The 24768-nt window shown below is 76.8% G+C and carries 25 protein-coding genes; 9 read left to right on the forward strand and 16 right to left on the reverse strand.

The window, feature by feature from the left end; genetic code table 11:
• The first annotated feature begins 186 nt into the window (after positions 1-186).
• Complete coding sequence (gene mftG / locus H505_RS0108275; protein WP_026401610.1) at positions 187-1722, forward strand: mycofactocin dehydrogenase MftG; 1536 nt, start codon at positions 187-189, stop codon at positions 1720-1722.
• Here mftG and mftR read toward each other — a convergent pair.
• The 6 genes from mftR to H505_RS0108305 all read right to left on the reverse strand — a co-directional run bounded on the left by mftR (position 1719) and on the right by H505_RS0108305 (position 6242).
• Positions 1719-2345, reverse strand: a complete 627-nt coding sequence (mftR, locus tag H505_RS40550) for a mycofactocin system transcriptional regulator (RefSeq protein ID WP_034517056.1) — start codon at positions 2343-2345, stop codon at positions 1719-1721. The two genes, mftG and mftR, sit on opposite strands and share 4 nt — an antisense overlap.
• Before the next feature lie 73 nt (positions 2346-2418).
• Positions 2419-2793 (reverse strand): fluoride efflux transporter CrcB, encoded by a 375-nt coding sequence (gene crcB / locus H505_RS0108285; RefSeq protein WP_026401611.1) that lies wholly within the window; start codon positions 2791-2793, stop codon positions 2419-2421.
• Positions 2790-3278: a fluoride efflux transporter FluC gene (locus H505_RS0108290; protein ID WP_026401612.1), complete on the reverse strand. Its 489-nt coding sequence runs from the start codon at positions 3276-3278 to the stop codon at positions 2790-2792. The genes crcB and H505_RS0108290 overlap by 4 nt, the downstream gene beginning before the upstream one ends.
• A gap of 167 nt (positions 3279-3445) precedes the next feature.
• Complete coding sequence (locus H505_RS0108295; protein WP_034517215.1) at positions 3446-4570, reverse strand: NAD(P)/FAD-dependent oxidoreductase; 1125 nt, start codon at positions 4568-4570, stop codon at positions 3446-3448.
• A gap of 61 nt (positions 4571-4631) precedes the next feature.
• Positions 4632-5471 (reverse strand): SDR family oxidoreductase, encoded by an 840-nt coding sequence (locus tag H505_RS0108300; protein ID WP_026401614.1) that lies wholly within the window; start codon positions 5469-5471, stop codon positions 4632-4634.
• 27 nt (positions 5472-5498) lie between these two features.
• Positions 5499-6242 carry an SDR family NAD(P)-dependent oxidoreductase gene (locus tag H505_RS0108305; RefSeq protein ID WP_051300427.1) on the reverse strand — a complete coding sequence of 248 codons (744 nt, stop codon included), beginning with the start codon at positions 6240-6242 and terminating at the stop codon, positions 5499-5501.
• Between the two features lie 91 nt (positions 6243-6333).
• Here H505_RS0108305 and H505_RS40555 point away from each other — a divergent pair, with 91 nt between their 5' ends.
• Together H505_RS40555 and H505_RS0108315 are read left to right on the forward strand one after the other, a co-directional pair.
• On the forward strand, positions 6334-7206 hold the full coding sequence (locus H505_RS40555; RefSeq protein WP_051300428.1) for an SDR family NAD(P)-dependent oxidoreductase: 873 nt from the start codon (positions 6334-6336) through the stop codon (positions 7204-7206).
• A gap of 5 nt (positions 7207-7211) precedes the next feature.
• Entirely contained in the window at positions 7212-7691 is a 480-nt protein-coding gene (locus tag H505_RS0108315; RefSeq protein WP_026401616.1) for a nitroreductase family deazaflavin-dependent oxidoreductase, read from the forward strand.
• Positions 7692-7704: 13 nt separating this feature from the next.
• Here the strand turns inward: H505_RS0108315 and H505_RS0108320 are convergent, their stop codons facing one another.
• The 3 genes from H505_RS0108320 to H505_RS0108330 are packed head-to-tail and all read right to left on the reverse strand — an operon-like array spanning position 7705 to position 11024.
• Entirely contained in the window at positions 7705-8733 is a 1029-nt protein-coding gene (locus H505_RS0108320; protein ID WP_026401617.1) for a phosphotransferase family protein, read from the reverse strand.
• 4 nt (positions 8734-8737) lie between these two features.
• Positions 8738-9817 carry a TIGR03857 family LLM class F420-dependent oxidoreductase gene (locus H505_RS0108325; RefSeq protein ID WP_026401618.1) on the reverse strand — a complete coding sequence of 360 codons (1080 nt, stop codon included), beginning with the start codon at positions 9815-9817 and terminating at the stop codon, positions 8738-8740.
• Between the two features lies 1 nt (position 9818).
• Positions 9819-11024 (reverse strand): cytochrome P450, encoded by a 1206-nt coding sequence (locus H505_RS0108330; RefSeq protein WP_026401619.1) that lies wholly within the window; start codon positions 11022-11024, stop codon positions 9819-9821.
• A gap of 527 nt (positions 11025-11551) precedes the next feature.
• Here H505_RS0108330 and H505_RS0108335 point away from each other — a divergent pair.
• Entirely contained in the window at positions 11552-12961 is a 1410-nt protein-coding gene (locus tag H505_RS0108335; protein ID WP_026401620.1) for a hypothetical protein, read from the forward strand.
• Between the two features lie 161 nt (positions 12962-13122).
• Complete coding sequence (locus tag H505_RS47415) at positions 13123-13791, forward strand: PaaI family thioesterase (protein WP_051300429.1); 669 nt, start codon at positions 13123-13125, stop codon at positions 13789-13791.
• Between the two features lie 4 nt (positions 13792-13795).
• On the opposite strand, the gene pgfA is transcribed toward H505_RS47415, so the two are convergent.
• The 5 genes from pgfA to H505_RS0108365 form a co-directional block, all read right to left on the reverse strand.
• Positions 13796-14788, reverse strand: a complete 993-nt coding sequence (gene pgfA / locus H505_RS40565; RefSeq protein ID WP_051300430.1) for a cell envelope lipid trafficking protein PgfA — start codon at positions 14786-14788, stop codon at positions 13796-13798.
• A gap of 128 nt (positions 14789-14916) precedes the next feature.
• A complete protein-coding gene (locus H505_RS0108350) occupies positions 14917-15714 on the reverse strand; it encodes a class I SAM-dependent methyltransferase (protein ID WP_026401621.1) in 798 nt (265 codons plus the stop codon).
• Positions 15715-15839: 125 nt separating this feature from the next.
• A complete protein-coding gene (locus H505_RS0108355) occupies positions 15840-16637 on the reverse strand; it encodes an IclR family transcriptional regulator domain-containing protein (RefSeq protein ID WP_026401622.1) in 798 nt (265 codons plus the stop codon).
• Between the two features lie 25 nt (positions 16638-16662).
• Complete coding sequence (locus H505_RS0108360) at positions 16663-17409, reverse strand: CoA-transferase subunit beta (RefSeq protein ID WP_026401623.1); 747 nt, start codon at positions 17407-17409, stop codon at positions 16663-16665.
• Positions 17406-18215: a CoA transferase subunit A gene (locus H505_RS0108365; protein WP_026401624.1), complete on the reverse strand. Its 810-nt coding sequence runs from the start codon at positions 18213-18215 to the stop codon at positions 17406-17408. Before H505_RS0108365 ends, H505_RS0108360 begins: the two co-directional genes overlap by 4 nt.
• Positions 18216-18374: 159 nt before the next feature.
• Between H505_RS0108365 and lhgO the strand changes: the two genes are divergently transcribed.
• From lhgO to H505_RS0108380, 3 genes are all read left to right on the forward strand, one after another.
• On the forward strand, positions 18375-19583 hold the full coding sequence (gene lhgO / locus H505_RS0108370) for an L-2-hydroxyglutarate oxidase (RefSeq protein WP_026401625.1): 1209 nt from the start codon (positions 18375-18377) through the stop codon (positions 19581-19583).
• Between the two features lie 72 nt (positions 19584-19655).
• Entirely contained in the window at positions 19656-20303 is a 648-nt protein-coding gene (locus H505_RS0108375; protein ID WP_425248245.1) for a dienelactone hydrolase family protein, read from the forward strand.
• Positions 20300-21721 carry an RtcB family protein gene (locus H505_RS0108380; RefSeq protein ID WP_281173415.1) on the forward strand — a complete coding sequence of 474 codons (1422 nt, stop codon included), beginning with the start codon at positions 20300-20302 and terminating at the stop codon, positions 21719-21721. Before H505_RS0108375 ends, H505_RS0108380 begins: the two co-directional genes overlap by 4 nt.
• A 17-nt stretch (positions 21722-21738) precedes the next feature.
• On the opposite strand, the gene H505_RS0108385 is transcribed toward H505_RS0108380, so the two are convergent.
• Entirely contained in the window at positions 21739-22164 is a 426-nt protein-coding gene (locus tag H505_RS0108385; protein ID WP_026401628.1) for an archease, read from the reverse strand.
• A 111-nt stretch (positions 22165-22275) separates the two neighbouring features.
• Between H505_RS0108385 and H505_RS0108390 the strand changes: the two genes are divergently transcribed.
• Complete coding sequence (locus tag H505_RS0108390; RefSeq protein ID WP_026401629.1) at positions 22276-22779, forward strand: nuclear transport factor 2 family protein; 504 nt, start codon at positions 22276-22278, stop codon at positions 22777-22779.
• A 15-nt stretch (positions 22780-22794) separates the two neighbouring features.
• Here H505_RS0108390 and H505_RS0108395 read toward each other — a convergent pair whose 3' ends face one another.
• Positions 22795-24735, reverse strand: a complete 1941-nt coding sequence (locus H505_RS0108395) for an AfsR/SARP family transcriptional regulator (RefSeq protein WP_026401630.1) — start codon at positions 24733-24735, stop codon at positions 22795-22797.
• Positions 24736-24768: the final 33 nt, after the last annotated feature.

Here is a 24768-nt window from a genome sequence, read left to right on the forward strand (position 1 = left end):
CCCCGGTCCGTGTCCGGCGGCGGGGCACGGCCGCCCGGCTTGAGGGGATACTAAGTGCATCGAGTGTCAAAAGGAAGGGGCGGGACGGGCGGACCGGGCCGCGGGCCGCCCGCGCGTAGAGTTCGCCCGGCGTGCGGCGGCCCTCCCGGCACGGCGGGTGCGGCGGGTGCGGCGGAAGGTGCGGTGATGGGCGAACGGAACGGTCCGGGCGGGCGGCGCCCCCCGGACGTGCTCGTGGTCGGCGCGGGCGGGGCCGGTGCGGCGCTGGCGGCCCGGCTCAGCGAGGACCCGGCCTGCGAGGTGCTCGTGCTGGAGGCCGGGCCGGTGCCGCCCGCCTTCCCCGCCGACCTGCTGGACGCCCGGCTCGTGCCCGGGGCGCGGCCGGGGCATCCGGCCGTCCGGACGTTCCCGGCGCGGCTCGCGCCCGGCCTGCCGTACATGGCGGCGCGCGGCCGGATCCTCGGCGGCTCGACGACCGTGAACGGCGGCTACTTCGTCCGCGCCCGGCGCGCGGACTTCGACCGCTGGTCGGCCGCCGGCGGCGACGCCTGGTCGTACGAGCGGGCGCTGCCGTTCATGCGCGCGCTCGAGACCGACCTCGACCGCGGGGCGGCGGGGCCGCACGGCGACCGGGGCCCGGTCCCGGTGCGCCGGACGGACCTCCGCCATCCCGCCGCGGCCGCGTTCCGGGCGGCCGCGCACGAACTCGGATATCCGGACGAACCCGACAAGAACGCCGAAGAGGCGCCGGGGTTCGGGCCCGTGCCGTCCAACACCGCCGGCGGCCTCCGCGTCAACACCGGGCTCGCCTACCTCCTCGGCGCGGCGTCCGGGCGCCCGAACCTCACGCTGCTGGGCGACCGCCCGGTGCGCTCGGTCGTCGTCCGGCGCGGGCGCGCCGCGGGCGTCGCCGCCGCGGACGGCACGGTCTTCGAGGCGGGCGAGACCGTGCTGTGCGCGGGCGCCCTCTCCACCCCCCACCTGCTGCACCTGTCGGGCATCGGGCCCGCGGCGGACCTCGAACGCGTCGGCATCCCCGTCGTCGGTGACCTCCCCGCCGTCGGTGCCGCGCTCAGCGACCACCCGCAGATCGTCGTGGAGTGGACGCCCCGGCGGCCGCTGGGCGAGCCGTCCGGCTCGTGGCTCGGCGGCGCCCTGCACCTGCCGTCGTCGGACGGCCCCGCGGCGGGCGACCTGGAGGTCCTGCAGTCGCTCGTGCCGATGGCCGGGCTCGTCGGGGGGAAGGCCGGCGTCCCCGGCATGCCCCTGGCGTTCCTCGCGTCCGTGCAGACGCCCCGGACGTCCGGCGGCCTGCGCACCGTGTCCGCCGACCCGGACGTCCCGCCGCGCATCGACTACGGCTACCTGGAGACCGGCGCCGACCGCCGCCGGATGCGCGAGGCCGTGCGGGCGACGGTCGCGGTCGTGGAGTCCGGGGCGTTCGGCGAGGTCTGCGCGGGCCCGGTCGAACCGGTGCCGGTGGACGACGACCGCGTGCTGGACGCGTGGATCCGCGCGCGCCTCGGCACGTCGCAGCACACATGCGGCACCGTCCCGATGGGGCCCGCCGTCGACGCCTCCGGGCGGGTCCGCGGCGTGCGCGGGCTGCGCGTCGCCGACACCTCGGTCCTGCCGACCGCGCCGCTGCGCGGCCCCGCCGCGACGGCCGTCCTCATCGGCGAGCTCGCCGCGGACGCCGTCCGGCGCGGCTGGGGGCCCTAGCCGGGCGCGGGGGCCCGCCCGATCTCGGCGAACCCGGCCTCGACCCGCCGCAGCGTCTCGTCCAGCAGCTCCGCCAGGGACGTCCCCTCCCCGGCGGACAGCCAGTGCTCGTAGGCGGTCACGGCGGCGGCGAGGATCACGCTGCCCGCGAGCCGCGGCCCCATCGCCGACACCGGCTGCCCGGTGCGGGCGGCGACGAACTCGGCGACGATCCGCCGCCAGGACGCGTACCGCAGCGTCGCGTCGGCCTGCAGGGTCGGCACCGTGAGGATCAGCTCCATCCGCTGCCGGTGCCACGGCACCTCCTGCGGGTCGAACCGGTTGAACTCCACGACGGCGCGGCGGACGGCGTCCATGATCGGCGCCCGCGGGTCGGCCTCGTCCAGCAGCGCGCGCAGCCGCCGCAGCTGCGCGTCGAAGTCGCCCCACACCAGGTCGTTCTTGGACGCGAAGTACCGGAAGAACGTGCGCCGCCCGATCCCGGCCGCGGCCGCGATGTCGTCCACGGTCGTCTCGTCGAACCCCTGGCGGGCGAACAGCTCGAACGCGAGCCGCTCCAGGGCGGGCCGCGAGGTCACCCGCGGCCGTCCCATCACCCGGCGGCTCCCACTGAACGACGTCACGCCACCAGGTTCCCACGCCGGAGCGCGCCCCGCCCGGTCCGGCGGCGAGCGGACCGCCTTCGTCCGGAGGCGGTCAGGCCCAGAGCGCCCCGGCCGCCGCCGTGCCCCCGGCCACGGCGGCGAGCCCGGCGGCGACGCCCGCGACCGCGTTCGCGGCGGCGGGCAGCCGCGCGCCCGACTCCGCCAGCCGCACCGTCTCGTACGAGAACGTCGAGTACGTCGTCAGCGCGCCGCACAGCCCCGTGCCGACCAGCAGGCGCACCGAGTCCGCGGCCGCGCCCCGCATCGCCGCGCCGGTCAGCGCCCCCAGCACCAGGCAGCCGAGCATGTTCGCGGCGAAGGTGCCCCAGGGGAACCCGGAACCGGTGCGGGCCCGCACGGCGCGGTCGACGGCGTAGCGCAGCGGCGCGCCCACCATGCCCCCGGCGACGACGAGCAGCCAGCTCATCCGGCCTCCCGCCGCGGCGCGGGGGAGAGGCGGCGGGTCAGGACCCCGGCGCCCCACGCGGCGGCCACCGCGACGACCGGCGTGGCCACCAGGTACGCGAGGGCGAGGCGGGCGTGCCCGTCCCCGAACAGGCCCCGGACGTCCGCCGCGTAGGTGGAGAAGGTCGTGAACCCGCCGAGCACGCCCGTGCCCAGGAACGGCCCGACCAGCCGGTGCGCCGCCCGCGCGCGGGCGAGCACGGCCATGAGGACGCCGATCAGGGCGCAGCCGAGCGCGTTGACCGCGAGGGTCGTCCAGGGGAAGGCGTGCCCGTGCGCCGGCCACAGCAGCGCGGCGCCGTGCCGGGCGGCCGCGCCGAGCCCGCCGCCGGCCGAGACCGCCGCGATCACGGCCGCCTCCCGGCGGGCGCGCGGCGGGGCGGGGGAGCGGCCGGTTCCGCCGGACGCCGCCGTGCCGCGGTCGATCCGGTCGCGCGGGGTCGTCATCGTGTCCGTCTCCTACTCGTGCGTGCCCGGTCGCGGGCGCGTCCGTTACGAGCAGGGACCGTTGGCGGCGTCGGCGCCGCGGTTCGGGTACGGCGGGCCCCACCGCCGCCCGGCCGGCCCCGGGGGGGCCGGGGCCCGTCCAGCATACCGGCGGGTCCGGCGTCCGGTCAGGGCCGCCGCGGAGCCGGCGGCGGCCGGTCGGGACGGTAGGGCGCCAGCGCCGGCTCGGCCCCCTCGCCCAGGATCTCCCCGGCGGCCAGGTCGGCCAGGTGCGGGGCCAGCGTGATGCCGCTGTGGGTGACGACGGTGTACAGGCCGGGCCGCTGCGGGCCGACGAGCGGGCGGCCGTCCACGGGCAGCGGCCGGACGCAGCGGCGCACCCGGTCGACGCGGGCGTCCAGGCCGGGGAACAGGACGCGCGCCCGGTCGAGCAGCTCGGCCCCGCGGGCGTCGAGGTCGGCCCGCGGGGTCGCGAGGTCGGTGGCGGCGTCGAGGTCGGCGGCCTCCAGCAGCAGCCCGCCGCCCGGGACGGGCCGCAGGTCGAGACCGGGAGTGTGCACGGGGCCGCGGACCGGCCCCGCCCCCGGCGTGATCGCCGCGGTGAGGCCCGGCGCGGACGAACCGGGCGCCTCGGGGTCCACGAGGGGGAGCGCCGCACCGGCGGTCGCGAGGAGGGCGGGGCTGCGCCACCCGGCGGCGCAGACCACGGTGTCGGCGGCCAGGTCCCCGGCGGGCGTGCGGACGCCGGTGACGCGGTCGCCGCGGACGAGCAGCCCGGTCGCGGGCGTCCCGGAGCGGACCGCGGCCCCCGCGTCCCGGGCGCGGGCGAGCAGCGCGCCGACGGCGGCGGACCCGTGCGCGTGCCCCTCGCCGGGGAAGCGGGCGATGACCGCGCCCGCGGGCGGGCGCAGCGCCGGCTCGTCGTCGCGCAGCCGGGTGGCGGTGGTCAGCGTCGCGGGGTAGCCGAGGTCGCGCAGCCGCGCGACCCGCTCGGCGAGGGCGTCCCGCGCGGGCTCGGCCACGGCCCACTCGGTGCTGCCCGCGAACCGCGCCCAGTCCGGCCCGCCGAACTCGGCGGCGACCCGCCGCCAGGCGTCCAGCGCGGCCACGCGGAACGCGTGGTACCGGGCGTCGGCGGGGTCGTTGGCGTTGAGCCACGCGTAGCTCGCGCCCGAGGTACCCGCGCCCGGCCGGTCCCGCTCGACCAGCGTCACCTCCGCCGTGCCGGGGCGGGCGAGACGGTCGGCCAGGGCGGCGCCGATGATCCCGCCGCCCACGATGACGATGCGCATGACCACAGGGTCGCAGGTGCCGGCCGCCCCGCGCGCGCCGGGGATCAGTACCGCGGGCCGCTCACCGCGCGTCCTCCGGCGGGACGCCGCGCAGCGCGTCCGCGCCGAACATCGGCTCGAAGAACGACGAGTAGTCGGGCCCCCGCCGCAGGTGGTGCCCGCCGTCCACGTTCAGCACCTGCCCGGTGATCCAGGACGCCTCGGGCCCCGCGAGGAACGCGACGGCCCCCGCGATGTCCGCGGGCTCCCCGACCCGGGCCAGCGGCATGCACGACAGGTAGTCCTCCAGGACGGGCCCGGTGTCGGCGATGCCCGCGACGAGCTCGGTGCGCACGATCCCCGGGCGGACGCCGTTGACCCGGACGCCGACGCCGCCCAGCTCGTCCGCCGCCAGCCGGACCAGGTGGTCGACGGCCGCCTTGGACACCCCGTACGCGCCGAACCAGCGGTGCGTGTTCGACGACGCGATCGACGAGATCGCGATGATCGACCCGCCGCCGCCGTCGCGCGCCATCGCCCGCGCGGCGTGCCGGATCGTCAGCATCGTCCCCGTCGCGTTCAGCTCCAGGGTGGCGCGCCACTGCTCCAGGTCGAGGTCGCCGATGGGTCCGATCGAGGTGGACCCGCCCGCGCTCGCGACGACCGTCCGCAGCGGCCCCCGCTCGCCCGCCGCCCGCACCGCCTCCGCCACCTGCGCGTCGTCGGTGACGTCGGCGACCACGTGGCCGATGTCGTGCCCGGTGTCCTCGCGCGCCCGCTCGGCGGCGTCGCGCAGCCGCTCCTCCGTCCGTCCGCAGATCGTCACGGCCGCGCCGGCCGCGGCCAGCCGCAGCGCGCAGCCGAGCCCGATGCCGCTGCCGCCGCCGGTCACCAACGCCGCCGTCCCGTCCAGGGTTCCCACTGTGCCCTCCCGCTCGTGTCGGCCGTGTCAGCGGTCGACCGCGGTGGCGCCGCCGTCGACCGTCAAATGCGTGCCGGTGATGAACGACGCCTCGTCGCTCATGAGGAACCGGACGGCCGCCGCGACCTCCGCGGGCCGTCCGAGCCGCCCGACCGGCGCCTTCGCCGCGAACTCCGCCCGCATCCCCGCCGGCGCCGCCGCCGCGAGCAGCGGAGTGTCGATGTAGCCCGGGCACACCGCGTTCACCCGGACGCCGTCGCCCGCGAGCTGGTGCGCCAGCGCCCGCGTCAGGCCGAGCAGCCCCGCCTTCGAGGCGCAGTACGCGGGGATGAACAGCTGCCCGACGAACGCCTCGATCGACGAGATCCCCACGATGGCCGACCCCTCCTGCGCGCGCAGGTCGTCCAGCATCGCCTGCGCCAGCAGCGCCTGGGCCCGGAGGTTGACGTGCTGCACGGCGTCCCAGCGGGCCTCGTCGAGATCGCCGACCGCGGCGGGACCGGCGATCCCCGCCGCGTGCACCAGCCCGCCGAGCGGCCCGAGCGCCGCGCGCGACGCGTCGAGGGCGGCGGGGAACGCGGCGGCGTCGGTGACGTCCACGACCACGGAGAGCGCGGCCGTCCCGGTGTCCGCGCCGATCCGGCGCGCGACGTCCGCCGCGTCGGCGCGGTCCCACAGGGCGACGGGCCTGCCGTGCTCGGCGAGGGCCCGGGCGCACGCGGCCCCGATGCCGGAGGCGCCTCCGGTGACGACGACCGCGGTCCGAGACATCGCGCTCCCTGTATTGAACACTCCGTGCGGGCGAGGCTAGCGTGCTGATCGTCTCCCCGACAGGGGCGGACGGCCTGACGCGGGAGGTTCGGTGCGCGAACTGGGCGGACGGGTCGCCGTGGTGACCGGCGCGGCGAGCGGGATCGGACGCGCGCTCGCCGTGCGCCTCGCGAGCGAGGGCATGCACCTGGCCTTGGCCGACGTGGACCCCGAGGGCCTCGGTGAGACCGCCGCCCTCGCCCGGGCCGCCCACCGCCCCGCCGGGGGCGAGGGGGCGGGGCCGCCGGTGGTGTTCACGGAGACCGTGGACGTCGGGGACGAGGCGGCGGTGCGGCGGTTCGCCGATCGGGTGTTCGCCGAGACGGGCGAAGTCCATCTGCTGTGCAACAACGCGGGCGTCTACATGGGCGGCCGGATGTGGACCCGGCCCGCCGCCGACTTCGAGTGGACGCTGCGGGTGAACCTGTGGGGCGTCCTGCACGGCGTGCGGGCCTTCGTCCCGCGGATGCTGGAGCAGGGCGGCGAGGGGCACGTGGTCAACACGTGCTCGGTCGCCGGCTTGTTCGCCGGGCCGGGTGCGGCGCCGTATACGGTCTCGAAGTGGGCGGCGTTCGCCGCCTCGCTGAGTCTCGCGCAGGAGCTGGCGATGGAGGGATCGCGGATCGGGGTGTCGGCGCTGTGCCCGGGCGGCGTGGCGACGCGGATCCACGAGTCCGAGCGGGCGCGCCCGGCCGGGCTCGAGAGCGCCCCCGGGGACGACGTCGCGTTCATGGACGAGATGATCGCCGCGACGGTCGCGGGCGGGATCGCCCCCGAGGACGTCGCGGCGCGGGTCGTCGGCGCGGTGCGCGAGCGGCGCTTCCTCGTGCTGACGCACCCGGAGTACGAACCGGGCCTCGCCGACCAGGCGGCGGCCCTCGCCGCGGGACGGCTGCCGCCCCTGCCCGACGCCGAATGGAAGTGAGGACCATGCCGTCGAAGATGCCCCCGAAGGGGCTCGACTCGCCGTTCGTCCCGAAGGTCATGAAGGTCGTGTCGCGGCTGCACGTCGAGGCGTACCGGCTCACGGGCGGCCGGGTCGGCGGGACGTGGCGCGTCGGGTCCGCCCGGCGGCGCGGCGTGCCGATCTGCCTGCTCACCACCCGCGGCCGCAAGACCGGCCGGCCGCGCACGCTGCCGCTGCTGTACATGCGGGACGGCGACCGGGTCGTCATCGTCGCCTCGCGGGGCGGGCTGCCGAAGCATCCGATGTGGTACCTCAACCTGCGGGCCGACCCGCGGGTCGCGGTGCGGATCGGCCCGGACGTCCGCCGCATGCGGGCCCGCACCGCCGACGAGGCCGAGCGCGCGGCGCTCTGGCCCCGCCTGGTCGAGGTGTACGCCGACTACGACAGCTACCAGTCCTGGACGGACCGGAAGATCCCCGTCGTGATCTGCGAGCCCGCCTGAGCGGCGGCGCCGGTCAGATCAGGTCCAGGGTGCCCAGCGCCCGGATCGCGGCGCAGGACCGGGCCGCCATCGCCAGGAACATCCGGTCGCCGCGCTCCGTCGGCGTCCCGTACGCGCACCCGAGGACGGTGATCAGCGGCCCCTGCAGGGCCGCGAACCGGTAGTCGTCGAAGCAGGCGTCGAGGCCGTAGCCGGTGACGCCGTGCCGCTCCAGCTCGGCGTGGTAGACGCCGACGAGGTCGCGCTCCCGCGCGGCGCGGTCGTCCGGCAGCAGGCTCGTGCCGAGGAAGTACGCCAGGTCCCGCAGCGGATGCCCGAGGCCGATCGTCTGCCAGTCGACCGCGGTGACCCGCCCGTCGTCGCCGAACAGCAGGTTGTCGAGCCGGTAGTCGCCGTGGACGAGCCCGAAGACGTCCGGGCGCCCGACGACCCACGCGGCGATCGCGTCCGCCGCCTCCCGCAGCGTCCGGGCGTCCCGGTCGTCCAGCCGCCCGGCGAACCGCTCGACGAACGTGTCGACCGCCGGGCCGAACATTTCGCCGAGCTGCGCCGCGTCCTCCGCCCCGACGGGCTTCAGCCACGGCACGTCCAGCAGCGTCGGGTCGCACCAGCGGGGGCCGTGCAGCCCGGCGAGGTTCGCGACCGCGGCGGCGGCCCGGTCCGGCGCGCAGCCCGCGAGCTGGTCGCCCTGCACCGCCGGGTGGAGGTCGTCCAGCAGCAGCACGAAGCGGGTGTGGTCGGCGGAGATCGCGCCGTAGTGGCAGCGCGGCGTCCGCACCTTCACGGTGGCGGCCAGGTCCCGGTAGAACGCCACCTCCGCCCGGTACACCGGCCAGAGGAACGCGCGGGCGCCCTCGTCCTCGGCGGCGAGCTTGGCGACGAGCCGGCGCCGGACGCCGTCCGCGCAGTCCAGCCGGAGCCGGTAGCAGGAGCCGATCTGCCCCGACCCGACCCTCTCCCACCGGACGGCCGTGACCGGGACGCCGAGGACCTCGCCGAGCGCCTCGGGCGTCAGCCCGTCGGCCGTGTCGATGACGCGCACGCCGTCAGCACCTCCCCGGGTTGCGGGGGAGCCCGGCGACCCGCGCCGGCCTCACCTTCCGGTACGCCGCCACGACCGGTTCGACCTCGGCCGGCGTCACGCCGTGCAGGATCACCCCGTCGGCGCCGGCGTCGAACTGGTCCACGACGCGCCGCGCGCAGGCGTCCGCGCCGCCGGTCGCCGCCGCGCCGAACCAGTCGGCGGGCAGCAGGTCCGCGACCCGGCGGAGCTGGTCGGTGGTCGCGACGGCGTCGAACGCCCCCGGGAACCCGGCGACGAGTTCGTCCGCGCGGAACCGGGCGAGGGCCGCCGGGTCCCAGCCGTTCACGCGGACCAGCAGGTCCCCGTACCCCTGCAGGTAGGTCGCGAGCCGCCCGGTGAGCTTGCGCAGCCGCGCATCCTCGTCGAGGTGGTCGCCGACGGTCGCCAGCACCGACCACACCCGCACCCGCGCCGGGTCCCGCCCGGCCCGTTCCGCGCCGCGCCGCACCGCCGCCACCGACCGCGCGAGGGTCTCGTCGGTGAAGAACGTGTGCAGGACGACGCCGTCCGCGACGGCCCCCGCGAACTCGAGCGTCCGCGCGCCCATCGCGGTGAGCAGGACGGGCACGTCCTCGTCGAACGACGCGTCCTGGTTCAGGTACGGGAAGTCGCCCGCGGGGCCGCGGTGGTCGACGACCGCTTCGCCCCGCCACAGCCGGCGCACGATGCCGATGAAGTCCTCGAGCTGCGCGGTCGTCACCCGGGGGAGCCCCATGACGTCGAACAGCATGTCGAAGCCGCGGCCGAGGCCCAGCGCGAACCGTCCGCCGGTCAGCCGGTGCATCGTCGTCGCGAACGTCGCGGTGAGCAGCGGATGCCGGGTGTTGTGGTTGGTCGCGGCGGTCGCGACCCCCAGGCGCTCGGACACCGCGCCCGCCGCGCCCGACAGGGTCGCGGCCTCCTTGGTGGTGAACCGCTCGGACAGGAACACCGACCCGAGGCCGAGCCGCTCGCCGTCCCGCACCTGGTCCAGCAGGTCGCGCGGCGACCCGGAATGCCCCGGCAGCCCGTAGAAGCCGAGCTCCGGCAGGTCGTCCGCCATGTCAGCCCGCCTTCCGCGCGGTCGGGGTGAACGTCACCTTGAACGCGTCGTAGCCGGACACGAAGTTCGCCGGACGGTACGCGGGTTCGGCGTCGTCCACCGGCTCGATGTCGGGCAGCCGCGCCAGCAGCCGCTCGAACATCACCTTCAGCTCCAGCCGCGCCAGGCTGTTGCCGAGGCAGAAGTGCGGCCCGTTGCCGAACGCGATGTGGTCGTTGGGCGTGCGCGCGGCGTCGAACCGGTCGGGCTCGTCGAACACCTCCGCGTCCCGGTTCGCCGACGGGTACAGCAGCAGGAGCTTGTCGCCCTCCCGGATCCGCTGCCCGCCCAGCTCGACGTCCCGCAGGGCGGTCCGGGCCATGTTCTTGATGGGCGACACCCAGCGCAGCATCTCCTCGACCGCCACCGGGATCCTCCCCGGGTCGTCGATCAGCGCCCGCCGCTGCTCCGGGTGCCGGCACAGCTGGTACATCCCGCCGGAGACCACGTGCCGGGTCGTCTCGTCCCCGCCGATGAGGATCAGCAGCGACTCCTGCACGATCGACGCCGGGTCGAGCCGGTCCCCGTCGATCTCCGCGTGCACGAGGGCGCTCAGCAGGTCGTCGGACGGGTCGGCGCGGCGGCGCTCGGCCGCCCGGGTCGCGTACTCGGTGAACCCGGCGAACGCGTCCGCGGCCCGCTCCAGCAGCGCCGGGTCGTCGCCGCCGGTGAGGGCCCGCAGCATGTCGTCGGACCAGGTCAGCAGCATCGCGCGGTCCTCGGGCGCCACGCCCAGCGCGTCCCCGATCACGATGAGCGGCAGCGGCGCGGCGACGTCGGCGACGAAGTCGCACGCGCCGCGCTCGCACACCTCGTCGATGATCTCGTCGCAGACCCGCCGCAGGTAGTCCTCCTGCGCGGCGACGCGCCGCGGCGTGAACCCGGCGCTGACCAGCTTCCGGCGCAGCTTGTGCTCCGGGTCGTCCATGTCGATCATCATCGGCAGGGCGGGGGCGTCGGCCCGGATCCCGTGCGCGTTGGAGAACACCTCCGGCGTCCGCGACACCCGCTTCACGTCGGCGTGCCGGGAGATCCCCCACACCCCGGCGTTCTCGTCGCGGTAGACCGGCGCGTTCTCCCGCATCCAGCGCAGTTCCTCGTGCGGGTTCCGCCCCCAGAACTCCCCGCTGATCAGGTTGATGGACTCGTTGACGGCGTGGTCGGGCATGCGCGCACCTTTCGTCAGGGGACGCCGGGATCGGCCGCCGGACGACCGCGGCGGAGGCTCGTGGGCGAACGCGTTCCGCGGCGCCGGCCGGGCCGTACCGCGTCCGGGTCCCCTGGAGGGCCCGCGCCCCCGCCGCGGCTCCGCGCGGACGGCGCGGGGGCGCCGAAGCCCGAACCCCCGGTGTCGTCGTCCGGCATGTGCCGCCTCCAGCAAGGTCGCCCGAGCACCGCGCGGGGCCGCCGAGGCCCGCTCGAAGACTGGATGGTAAGACGATTCTCCTTCCGCCGAGGAAACCCGTCCGGTGAGCGGGACCGGGGTTGCGAACGCCCCGCGCCTCTGCCGCGAACCGCCTGGCAGGCGCCCTGCCGCCGCATTGCTTCGATTCCCGGTCGGCATGGCCGGCGAAGCGGCGCGCGACGAACGGGACGGGCGTCCGGAAACGGCCGCCGCGTCCGGCGCGGGACCCCTCCCGGATCCGGGCGCTCACAATGGCGGGCCCGAACGTCCGTTCTGCTGGAAGGGACCACATGGAGCATCCACCGCAGGCCGCCCCGGATGCGCCGCCCCGCCGCCACGACCGGTCGGCCGTCGCCATCGCCAACGCATCCCTGTTCAACGTCGGCTACCTGATGCTGGGACGGCGCCGCCTCGCCGCCGCCACCGGCCTGGTCACCCTCGTGCTCGTCGCCCTCCTCGCGACCGCCTTCCGGTCGGCGTGGTTCGAGGCCGTCGTGCTCCTCTGGTGGGCCGCCCTCATCGGGCACGGATGGATCCTGGCGGGCCGCGCCCCGTCCTCGTCCAGAGGCGGGCGGCGCGTGCCGGCGCTCTGCGTCACGCTGCCCGTGCTCGCCGCCGTGGGCCTGCTGCGCTTCGACGCCGCGGGCATCGAGGACACCGTCGCGCAGGCCCGCCGGGACGGCGACTGCGCCGAGGCGCGGGACGCCCTGGACGCCGTCTGGTTCGGCCACCGCCTGGCCGCCGCGCCCGCGACCGCCCGCGGCGACCGGACCGCGGACGCCTGCCGCCGGCTGGCCGCCGCCGCGGACGAGCTCGAGACCGGCCTGACCGGCGACATCGCGGGCCTGCGCGACGGCCACGCCGCCCTCGCCGCCGTCCTCGCCGACGCCCCCGGCCACGAGCGGATGGTCGGCGCGACCCTCGAGCGGTTCCTCGCCGGGCTGCCCGCCGCGGACCCCTGCGCCACCGCCGGGATCACCGACTGGCTCCGCTCCCGGAAGGCGAGCGGCGACGTGCTCGACCGCTCCGAGGGCGCCGTCGCCCGCACCGCGCCCACCGCGCTCGTCCGGTGCGGCGACCGGCTGATGTCCGGCAGGTCATGGCAGACGGCGCGCTCCCGCTACGAGCAGCTGCTCGCCCTGTACCCCGGCGACGCCCTCGCCGCCGAGGCCCGCGCCGGGGCGCGGAAGGCGACCCGGGCCATCGAGCTCGCGGCGGTCCGCGAGCTGCTGAAGGCCGACGACGGCGAGGAGCCCCGGTACTGCGCCGCGCCCGCGAAGTACACCGGCGCCGACGCCCGGGGCGGCGGCGTGAACCGGGCGCTGTTCGTCGGTGACGACGAGCACGCGAGCGCCCTCCCGAAGAAATGGCGCACCACCGACCCCGCCGACGCCGTCCTGGTGGTGTGCCTGGGCGAGCAGCGCTTCGGGCCCGTCCAGCAGAGCTGCCCGTACACCTACGGCGGCGGCAAGATCGTGACCGTGCGGTTCCACAAGATCGAGATCCCGGTGAAGGTGTACGAGCTGCGGACCGGCGAGGCCGTGGCGGACACCGAGGTCCGGATCGGCGGCGGGAGCTGCCCCGCCGTCATCCCGTACACCTCGTTCGGCACCGACACCGGACCGCCGACCAAGGACTACGTCGACCCCTCCCGCGGTGACGTGCGCGCCGCCTTCGAAGCGCTGGTCACCGGCGACTGAACCCCGCCCGCGGCGGCCCCCCGACCGGCCGCCGGCCGCCGCGGCTCCCGGGGACGGGCCGGGGCCCTCCGGCGGAACCGCGGACCACGGCTCTGGCCTTGGACGCCGGGAATCCGCGATGATCGACGGCAGGGTCACCGAGACCGAAGGACGTGACGCCCATGTCGGCTGACAGCAGCCTCCCGCCCGCGCTGGCGGGCCGGGAGAGCGAATCGGAGGAGCTGGCGGACGCCGTGCGGCGCCTCATCGCGCTGTGCACCTCCACCACCGCTCCGGCCGGCGTCACCCGCGCCGCCGCGCGCGAGCTGAACGCCGTCGCGGACCGGCTGGAGCGCCACGTGCCGGACCCGCCGCACCCGATGACCATGCTGCTCGCCCCCTCGATCACGGCCGACGACGAGGCTCCCGACCTCGCCGCCCGGATGCCCTACGACGTGGTCGTCGGCCGCCACAGCCCGCTCGCGCCGCCCCTGTCCGTGGAGTTCGAACCGCCCAAGGCGCTGCTGCGCGGCACCTTCACCCGCCCCTACCAGGGCCCGCCCGGCTGCGTGCACGGCGCCGTGATCGCGGCTTCCTTCGACCTCGTCTGCGCCGCCGCGAACGTCATCGCGGACCTGCCCGGCCCGACGGCCCGCCTCGAGATCAGGTACCGGCGGCCCACCCTGCTGGACGTCCCGTGCCTGTTCGAGGGCGAGGTGGAGTCGCAGGAGGGCCGCCGCGTCCGGACGGTCGGCCGGCTGATCCAGCAGGACCGCGTGACGGTCGAGGCCGCGGGCGACTTCGTCATGCTCGACCGCGCCGACATCGCGCGGATGAGCGGCCGTCCCTGAGCGCTCAGCCGACGCCCGGCGTGCCGGGCCGGAGCCGCCGCGCGGCGCCGTCCCCGGGCGGCGCCGCACGGGGACGGGTCCGGGCGCCGCGCCGGTCCAGGACGACGCCGGCCGCCAGGAGCACGGCTCCCAGCGCCACCGCGCCCAGGGGCACGACCGTCTCCAGCAGCCGGACCCGAGCGGCGGCGTCGTTCGCCGTCCCGGCCAGCGCGGTCCGCCCCTCGGGCGTCGTCCGCAACTCCAGATCGGCCACGACCAGGGTCCCGGTGCCCGACCGCGCCCTCAGCGTCGAACGCACCCTCTGCCGCTGGTCGACCGGGGCGCCGGTGCGGGGGTCGACCCAGAAGACCGCGTCGCCCCGGTAGTAGCGGTCGACCGGCACCGCCCCGCCGCCGTCCGCCCCCAGCAGCCGCGCGGGCACGGCGGGCACCTCGCCCGGCACCTTCGTCGGCGGGACGTGCAACTCGAACCGGTAGGCGTCCACCCCGCCGACGTCCTCGACGCCCTTGAACACGACGGGCCAGGTCCGCCGCGTCTGGGCGTCGAACATCCGGTACGTCCGTTTCCGCACGTCCATCGGCCAGAACACCCCGAGGCCCGACTGCCGCACGGACGTGTCGTCCTGGACGGCCGCGCGGCAGCAGGCGACGAGCTCGCCGCTCCGCCGGTCGAAGGCCAGCCGCCGGGTCGCGACGTCGACGAGGCGGCCGCGGTCGAGGTCCTGGATCACGGTGGTCATGTCCCACACCGCGACGTCGTCGCCGCTCGCCTCGACGTCCCCGCGGACGGTCGCGGTCGCGACGACGGTCGCGCCCGTGCGGACCCGCAGCGCCCCGGCGTCGAAGTACGTCGCGTTCTCGGCCCGCAGCCGCTGGACCTTGTAGATATCCGTCGGCGCGCGCACCACGGCCGGTGCCACGTACGTCCGTACGAGCACGCCGGTGGCCAGCAGGAACACTCCGAACCCGGCCAGAACGACGACCGCCGCACCGCGCATCCCGGCCTCCTCGACCGCCCGGAAGGAGCCTTGATTATGCGCTTCTCCCATCGCGCGCACCAGCGTCTCGCCGCGGGACTGTGCACGGTCACAGGCCCCGCGCGCCCGCGGCCGCCGCGGCGGCCCCGTCAGGGCTCCGCCCGGGCCTCCGGCCGGGTCACGCGGATCTTGGACTGGCCGTGCGGCAGCTCCTCCCAGTCCTCCATGAAGCGGGCGGTGAAGCCGTGGCGCTCCGCGAGCCGGGTCAGGGTCTCGGTGCGGTAGTAGAAGTCCTCGCGCAGGACGTGGTGCTCCGCGCCCTCGGTGCGGTCGAAGGTGAAGTCGAAGAAGCCGCCGGGCGCGAGGACGCGGCCGACGTGGGCGAGGCACTCGTCGATGACGTGGAGCGGGGAGTGGCTGAAGACGCTGTGCGCGTGGACGACCGTGAACCGCTCGGACGGCAGGAACTCCAGCTTCAGGTCGTCGACGAGGGCGAGGTGCGGCGTCTTGTCGCGCAGGCCGTGCCGGACGAGCGTCTTCTGCGCGGCGAGCAGGATGTCGGGCGAGATGTCGACGCCGTAGTAGTTGCCGGCGTCGAGGAAGTCGATGAACCGCCAGCCGGCGCGCAGGTTGCCGCAGCCGATCTCCAGCATCCGGTCGTCCGGCTTGAGGCCGTGCTCGCGCAGGTAGTCGAACTGCATCCGGCCGAGCGCGAGCCAGCGTTCGTGGCTGCGGCTCCCGACGGCGGCCTCCGGGTTCCGGGCGGTGTCGGACTTCATCACCGCCCGGTAGTACGCGACGTGGTTCCGGTTGACCGCGCGCAGCTTCAGGTCCCGCGACATGCGGGACAGGTGGGCCCTGATCTTGTCCGGGTTCCGCGCGGCGTACCGCAGCCGGTAGGTCAGGCTCGCGCGGTTGCGGCGCGTCGGCGGCAGGGGATCGGTCATCGGCCTCGTCCTCGGTGCGTGGGTTGCGGGAGATCTGACCCGAGGGGCCACGGGCTAAACCCAGGACCGCGCCGCCGCCCGGCAAAGCCCGCCCCCGACGGCGCTCCGGCCAGACGGCGCTCCGGCTAGACGGCGCGCCGCGCCGCGGGCAGCGACGCGAGATCGGCCTCGATGGCCGCCGCCGCCTCCCGCAGCGGCGGCAGCAGGTCGCGCCGGACGGACGCGACGGGCGTGCGGCTCGCGTGCGTGGAGATGTTGACCGCCGCGACCACCCGGCCGTCCCGGTCCCGCAGCGGCGCCGCCACCGCGCGCAGCCCCTCCTCGAGCTCCTGGTCGACCATCGCCCAGCCGAGCTCGCGCACCCTCCCGAGCTCGGCGCGCAGCGCGTCCCTCGACGGGACGGCGCGGGAGGCGGGCGGCGCCGGGTCCCACGCGTCGACCAGCGCGTCCCGCTCCGCGTCGGGCAGGTGCGCCAGCAGCACCCGCCCCATCGAGGTGGCCGCCGCGGGGAACCGGGTGCCCACGCTGACGCCGACCGCCATGATCCGCGACACCGCGACCCGCGCGACGTAGACGACGTCGGCGCCGTCCAGCACCGACACCGACGTCGACTCGTGCACCCGCGCGGCGAGCCGCTCCAGGTGCGGCTGCGCGATCTCCGGCAGCGACACCCCGGACAGGAACGCGTACCCCAGGTCCAGGACGCGCGGCGTGAGGGAGAACAGCCGCCCGTCGGTGCGCACGTACCCGAGGTCGGCGAGCGTGAGCAGGAACCGGCGGGCGGCGGCCCGGGTGAGGCCGGTGGCGCGCGCGACGTCGCTGAGCGTCAGCTCGGGCGCGTCCGCGCCGAACGCCCGGATCACGGCCAGGCCGCGCTCCAGCGACTGCACGAAGTGCGCGCCGCGCTCGTCCTCGGTGGTCATCAGCGCACCATTATGGCGGACGGGCTCAGCCCGCGGCCGTCAGCGTCCGCAGCGCGTCCAGCTCGTCCGGGGCTGGCGGCTCGCCGGTGCGCAGCCCGGGGGAGACCTTCAGGTCCCAGCCGGTCGCCTCCCGCGCCCGCTCGACGGTCGAGCCCGGGTGCAGCCGCGTCAGCGTCAGCTCGCGGGTCTCCGGGTCCGGTTCGAGCACGCCGATGTCGGTGACGACGAACGTCGGCCCCGCGCCGCGCAGCCCGAACCGCTCGCGGTCGCCCGGTCCCGCGCCGAACCCGACCGACGTCGTGAAATCGACGCGGTCCACGAACGTCCGCGGCGACTGCCGGACGACCACGAACACCTCGCCGCAGTGCGCGGCGATCTCCGGGGCGCCGCCCGCGCCGGGCAGCCGCACCTCCGGGTCGCCGTAGCCGCCGATGACCGTGGTGTTGATGTTGCCGAACCGGTCGATCTGCGCGGCGCCGAGGAACCCGACGTCGATGCGCCCCGGCTGCACCCAGTAGTTGAACACCTCGGGGACGCTCACCACCGCGGCGGCCGTCTCGGCGAGCTCGCCGTCGCCGATCGACAGCGGCAGCCGCTCCGGCTCGGCGCCCAGCGTCCCCGACTCGTACACGAGCACGAGCCCCGGGGCGTGCGTGCGGCGCGCCAGGTTCGCGGCGGTGCTCGGCAGGCCGATCCCCACGAAGCACGCGGTGCCGTCGCGCAGCTCCCGCGCGGCGGCGATCGTCATCATCTCGTCCGACGTGTACGTCATGCCCGCACCCCGATCTCGCTCTCCAGCCACGCCCGGAACTTCTCGCGATCGCGGCTGACCGCGTCCCACGCGCGGTAGGCGTCGTTGTCGCGCTCGTAGTAGCCGTGCGCGTAGGAGGGCCGCGCGCCCCCGGGCGCCTCCGCCACCATCGTGATCACCCACGAGGGGATCGTGATCGCGCCGGGCCGCTCCTCCAGCTCGTCCACGATCTCCTCCACGGTGACCAGTGAACGCTTCGAGGCGAGCACGACCTCCTTCTGGACGCCGGGGATGCCCCACAGCTGGACGTTGCCGCGCCGGTCCGCGCGCTGCGCGTGCACCACGCCGACGTCCGGGTTCAGCGCCGCCACCGCCGTCAGCTCCTCGCCGGTGAACGGGCACGTGATCGGCTCGATGTTCGCCGTGTGCGCGGGCAGGCCGGTGCCCCGGTACCCGCGCAGCACCGCGAACGGCAGCCCGGACGCGCCCGCCACGTACCGGTTCGCCATCCCGGCGTGGCTGTGCTCCTCGATCTCGAGCGGGGCGGGCCACGAGTTCTGGACGGCGTCCCGGAACCGGTGCAGCGAGCCCACGCCCGGGTTGCCGCCCCACGAGAACACCAGCTTGCGCGCGCACCCTGCGCCGATGAGCCGGTCGTAGACGATGTCGGGCGTCATCCGGACGAGCGTCAGGTCGCGGCGCCCCTGCCGGATGATTTCGTGCCCGGCCGCCACCGGGATCAGGTGGGTGAACCCCTCCAGCGCGACCTCGTCCCCGTCGCGGACCAGCTCCCCGACGGCTTCGGCCAGCGAGACGATCTCCGCCATCCCCGCCGCCTCCCCTCGCTCGTTGTTCGCATCGCACACAACTGTACGGTATGCGAACACACGGTACGCGCACACATGCCCCGGGTGCCGCCCGGCCGGCCGGCCGCCGGGCAGAATGGCCGGGCGCCGGGGACGGACCGCGAACGGAGGACGACGCACATGGCCGACCGGATCACCGGAATCGTCGGGGCGGGCATCGTCGGGCTCGCCATCGGCCGCGAGATCACCCGGCGGCGCCCCGGGACGCGGGTCGTCGTCATGGAGAAGGAAGACCGGGTGGCCGCCCACCAGACGGGGCACAACTCCGGCGTCGTGCACGCCGGCATCTACTACCCGCCCGGCAGTCTGAAGGCCGCGCTGTGCGCCCGCGGGCGGGCCATGATCCGCGAGTACTGCGCGGAGAAGGGGCTCCCGTACGAGGAGTGCGGCAAGCTCGTCGTGGCGGTCACCGCCGCCGACGTCGCGCGGCTGGACGACCTGGAACGGCGCGCCGGCGCGAACGCCGTGCCCGGGATGCGGCGCGCGGGGCCCGCGGAGATCCGCGACATCGAGCCGCACTGCACCGGGCGGGCGGCGCTCTGCTCGCCGCACACCGCGATCACCGACTACACGCTGATCGCGCGGGCGTTCGCGGACGAGATCGTCGCCGCGGGGGGCGAGGTCCGCACGTCGTTCCCCGTCACGGGCGTCACCCGGCGGGCGGGCGGCGGGCTGGTCGTCGCGTCCGGCGAGCGCGCCGAGCGGGTCGACGAGCTGATCGTCTGCGCGGGCGCCCACGCCGACGCGGTCTCGGTCCTGGCCGGCGACGAGCCCGGCCCCAGGATCGTCCCGTTCCGGGGGGAGTACATGACGGTCGTCCCCGCGAAGGCGCACATGGTGCGGGGCCTGATCTACCCCGTCCCGGACCCCCGCTACCCGTTCCTCGGAGTGCACTTCACCAGGCGCGTCTCCGGCGACGTCGAGGTCGGTCCCAACGCCGTCCTCGCCCTGTCCCGCGAGGGCTACCGGCGCGGCGCGGCCTCGGCCCGCGACGTGCGGGACATCGCGGCCTTCCCGGGCTTCTGGCGGATGGCCGCCCGCCACTGGCGCACCGGCGCGAAGGAGATGTACGGCTCGTTCTCCAAACGCGCCTACATGCGGGCCGCGCGGCGCTACGTGCCGGAGATCGGCGCCCGGGACGTCGTCCGGGCGGGCGCGGGCGTGCGCGCCCAGGCGCTGGACCGCGACGGCTCCCTCGTGGACGACTTCCGCGTCAACCGGCTCGGCCCGGTCACGACCGTCCGGAACGCGCCGTCGCCCGCGGCGACCTCCTCGATGGCCATCGCCGAGCACGTCCTCGACGTCATCGAGGACGGGCGGGCGCCCTGACCCGGCCGCCGCCCCGGCGGTGGAATGGGCGGCGAGCGCGGGGGTAGCCCCCGCGCTATGGAAACCGCGAACGTGACACTCGGACTCGGGGACGCCGCGCTGCCGGGCGATCTGGCCCTGCCGGACCGTCCGAGCGGCGTGGTGCTCTTCGCGCACGGCAGCGGCAGCTCCCGGCACAGCCCGCGCAACAGGGCCGTCGCGGCGGGCCTCAACCGGGCGGGCATCGGCACCCTGCTGATCGACCTCCTCACCGCCCGGGAGGGCGAGGTGGACGACGCCACCCGGGAGCTGCGCTTCGACATCGGCCTGCTGACCCGCCGGCTCGTCGGCGCGGTCGACTGGCTCGCCGCCGAACCGCGCACCGCCGGCACCCCGATCGGGCTGTTCGGCGCGAGCACCGGCGCCGCCGCCGCGCTGGCCGCGGCCGCCGAGCGCTCCGGCCTGGTCGGCGCGGTCGTGTCCCGCGGCGGCCGCCCCGACCTGGCGGGGCCTGCGTTGGAACGGGTCGGCGCGCCCGTCCTGCTGATCGTCGGGGCCCGCGACCCGGAGGTGCTGCGGCTGAACGACCAGGCCACCGACCGGATGCACCGGGCGACGCACCGGCTGGAGATCGTCCCCGGCGCCTCGCACCTGTTCGAGGAGCCCGGCACCCTCGAGCAGGCCACGGACATGGCCGTCCGCTGGTTCGGCCACTACCTGAAGCATCCCGTTTCGGCATGACCCCCGTGGACCTGGTGCAGGAGGCGCCGTACCGGTTCCGCATCGAGCCCGCGGGCGCCATGCGGGTGCCCGGCGTCGTGTTCGCGTCCCGGGAGCTGGTGGACGCCGCCGACCGGGCCATCGGCCAGGTCGCGGACGTCGCCGCCCTGCCGGGCGTCGTGGAGGCGTCCTACGCCATGCCGGACGTGCACTGGGGGTACGGGTTCGCCATCGGCGGCGTCGCCGCCACCGACCCGGCCGACGGCGGCGTCGTGTCGCCCGGCGGCGTCGGGTTCGACATCTCGTGCGGCGTCCGGCTGCTGGCCGCCGACCTCGACGCCGCCGCGCTCGCGCCCGTCCTGACGGACGTGATGGACGGCCTCGACCCGGTGATCCCGCGCGGGATGGGGCGGGGCGCGGTCTGGCACCTGCCCGGACGGGCGGAGCTGACCGGCATCCTCACCGGCGGGTCCCGCTACGCGGTCGAGCGCGGCCACGGCGACGAGCGCGACCTGCTGCGCTGCGAGGACGCCGGGGCGGTCGCCGACGCCGACCCCGGACGGGTGAGCGGGCGGGCCGTCGAGCGGGGCGCCCGGCAGGTCGGGAGCCTCGGGTCGGGCAACCACTTCCTGGAGGTCCAGCGGGTCGCCGAGGTGTACGACGCCGCCGTCGCCGAGGCGTTCGGGATCCGCCATGACCAGGTCTGCGTGATGATCCACTGCGGGTCGCGCGGCCTCGGCCACCAGATCTGCACCGACCACGTGCGGGAGATGGAGCGGGCGATGCCGGGCCACGGCATCGCGGTGCCCGACCGGCAGCTCGCCTGCGCGCCCGTCGAGTCGCCCGAGGGCCGCGCCTACCTGGGCGCGATGGCCGCCGCCGCGAACTACGGGCGCGCCAACCGGCAGCTGCTCGCCGAGGCGGCCCGCGCGGTGTTCCGCCGCGCCGCGGGCGCCCGCCTCGACCTCGTCTACGACGTCTCGCACAACCTCGCCAAGCTCGAGGACCACGTGGTCGACGGGCGCCGCCGCAGGCTGTGCGTGCACCGCAAGGGCGCCACCCGGGCGCTGCCGCCCGGCCACCCGGACCTGCCGGACGACCTGCGGAGCGCGGGCCAGCCCGTGCTGATCCCGGGCACGATGGGCACCTCGTCCTACGTGCTGGCCGGCGTCGCGGGCGCCCCCGCGTTCGCGTCCGCGTGCCACGGCGCGGGCCGCGCGCAGAGCCGCCACCGGGCCGCCCGCGGCGTCGACGGGAAGGAGCTGCGGACCGCGATGGAGCGGGACGGCATCGCCGTGCGGGCCTCGTCGTGGCGCGGGCTCGCCGAGGAGCACCCGGGCGCCTACAAGGACGTGTCGGCGGTCGTCGAGGCCGCCGAAGGCGCCGGCCTGTGCCGGAAGGTCGCCCGCCTCGTCCCCGTGGGCGTCGTGAAGGGGTAGCCGGACGGGACGCGGCGTCAGACGTCGACCGTGACGGCGCAGGACCAGACTCCCGAGTCCGGATCGGCGCCGAACCGCAGGCCGTGCAGCGACACCGCCTTGGGCACCGCCCCGACCGCCGTCGCCTCGACGACGTCCCCGACCGTCAGCCGGGCCGCGAGGCCGCCGCCGTCCGCCGGGCCGAACCCGGCGCCGAGCACGATGTCGCCCTCGACCTCGAGCCGGAAGATCACCTCGTCGAGCACCGCGACCAGCAGGTCCTCGTCCGGCCCCGGCGGCACGTCCCACCCGACGGTGCGCGCCCGCCGCACGCCCGAGGTGTCGGCGAAGCTCTCCACCAGCGCGGCCACCGCCTCGGCGATGCACGCCTCGCGGGACGGCGCCCACGCCTCGATCCGCAGGTCCGCGGTGTGCGGGACGCCCCGGTGCCCCCGCCCGGACATGCCGCCACAAGCCACCCGCCCCGCCTACCCGCGGCCGGTCCCGCGAAACCCCGTCCCGCTGGGCGGGAGCGCCGGTCCCGGCCCGCGGCCCGGCCGCCTAGCGTCCCGAGGATGGAGACCACCCGCGGGACGCTCGAGGAGCGCGTGGCCGCGCTCGAGGCCGTCGAGCAGATCAAGGCCCTCAAGTACCGGTACCTGCGGGCCTGCGACCGCAAGGACGCCGACGCCTTCCGGGACTGCTTCGTCGCCGAGGGCGCGACCATGGACTACGGCCCGACCGGCGCGTTCGAGGACCGCGACGCCCTCACCGCGGTCTTCCGGAGCGTCGGGCTCGCCCGGGACGACGACGGACGCTACGTCGTCCTGGACATGCACCACGCGATGCACCCGGTGATCGAGCCGCTCGGCGGCGGCCGCGCGAAGGGCGCGTGGACCCTCCGCTTCCGGCAGGTGGACCGGGTCGCGGGCACCGAGTCCGTCAGCGCGATCGAGTACGACGACCGCTACGAGGTCGAGAACGGCCGGTGGCTCATCCGCTCGTCGCACGTGACGGTCCTGTGGCGCATCGCCCGCCCGCTGCCCGACGGCGTCACGTTCCAGGGCCTGTTCGCCTGAGCGGACCCGCGGTGCTCAGCCGCCGTCCAGGTACCGGGCGACCGGCCCGAAGGTGAGCAGCCCGCTGCCCGCGCCCGCCAGCTCGCCCGCCGCCGGGGCGAGCGCCGCGCGGGCCCGCGCCAGCGCCGCCCGGTCGTACACCGCGGCCGCCGCGCGGGCCACGAGGCACCACATGGCCTCCTGCATCAGGTCGGGCGGCGGCTCGGGCACCCGCCGCAGCGCGGCCGCCGCGTCCGCCTCCCGCCCGGACGCCAGCAGGACGAGCGGGCGCGCCCACGGCTCGTACGGGCCCCAGCCGGCGGCATCGGTCGGCGCGGGCAGGTCGTGCAGCACGCGCACGCTCAGCCGCGCGAGCGGCAGCAGCCCCGCCTCCAGGCCCGGCATCCCGGCCCCCGGCAGCAGCGCCGCCGCGTCCCGGTAGGCCGCCTCGGCCTCCTCCGGTGCCGCCCCGCCCGCCGCGGTCCGCAGCGCGCCGTACCAGCGGGTGAACACCTCGACCAGCGGACGCTCGTGCCGCTCGGCCAGCCGGTTCGCGGCCTCGGCGTGCCCGTCGGCCCCGGCGAAGTCGGCCAGCGCGGCGCGCGCCTGCAGCCGGACCAGGTGCCCGAGCACCTCGTAGGTCGCCAGCCCGTTCCGCGCGGCCAGCCCGACGAGCTCCGCCCCGATCCGGTCCCGCTCCGGCGCGAGGCCCGCCCGCCCGAACGTCTGCATGAACACCGCGTTCAGCGCGAAGCCCAGCAGGGCCGGATCGTCCAGCCGCCGCGCGATCTCCGCCGCCTCCCGCGCCGCCCGCGCGCCCCGCCCGCCGCGGTCGCCCCGCCGCTCGAGCCCGACCGTCGCCAGCAGCCGCGCCCGCGTCGCGTCCCGCCCGCCCGGCAGCGCCGCCAGGGTGCGCTCGGCGGCCGCGACGACCTGGGCGGCCTGGGCCGGATCGTCCACGCGCGTCCAGATCGCCGGGACGTCGTAGAGGCCGATCACCCGCGCGGTCAGCTCGGGATCGCCCAGCTCCTCCGCCGCGCGGACCGCGTCCACCCGGTGCCGCCGCGCCGCGAGCAGCCCCTCCCCGCCGGTCACCGCGAGGTCCCGCAGCAGCCCCACCGTGGACTCCAGCCGCGCCCGCGCGGTGACCGTCCGGTCGTAGGCGGCCGCCGCCTCCGCCCACACCCGCTCCGCGGCGCCCGCCGGGTCCAGCCGGTCCGCCTGCCGGAGGATGTCCTCCTCCAGCCCCCGCAGGCCGGGACCGGGGTCGATGCCGAGCTGCTCGACCAGCAGCCCCCGCGCCCGCCGCAGCACCGCGAGCGCGTCGCCCTGCCGTCCCGTCCGGTACAGCGCCAGCGCCAGCAGCCGCCAGGCGTCCTCCCGCCACGGGTGCGCCGCCGCGTGCGCGTCGAGGTCGGGCACCGCCTCCGCCGCGCGCCCCGCCTCGAGCAGCGCCTCCGCCCGCCGCTCGACCGCCTGCAGCCGCAGCTCCGTCAGCCGGCCCCGCTCCGCCCGCGCCCAGTCCTCGTCCGCGAAGTCGGCGTACGCGGGGCCGCGCCACAGCCCCAGCGCCGCGTCCAGCAGCCCGATCCGCTCCCCGGCGGGCGCGGCCGACGCCTCGCCGACCGTCCGCTCCAGCCGCCACGCGTCGACGTCCTCGGCCCGCAGCGCGTACCCGGGCCCCTCCGTCACCAGCAGCCGCGCGGGCGCCCGCGGCGGCCGGTCCGGCTCCAGCGCCCGCCGCAGTGCCGCCACGAACGTCCGCACGGCGCCGACCGCGTCCGGCGGCGGATCGTCCCACAGGTCGTCGACCAGCACCCCGACCGGCACCACCCGCCGCCGCGCCACGATCAGCCGCGCCAGCACCGCCCGGTGCCGCGGCCCCCGCAGCCCGACCGCGTCGCCGGCGTCGTCCCAGGCCGCCACGGGCCCCAGTACCCCGAACCGCACCCCTCGGTTATAGCCGCCCGCGCTCATCGATCGCTCATCGGCGCCGCCCACTCTGGAGGC

This window comes from Actinomadura rifamycini DSM 43936, assembly GCF_000425065.1.
GTDB classification, from domain to species: Bacteria; Actinomycetota; Actinomycetes; order Streptosporangiales; family Streptosporangiaceae; genus Spirillospora; species Spirillospora rifamycini.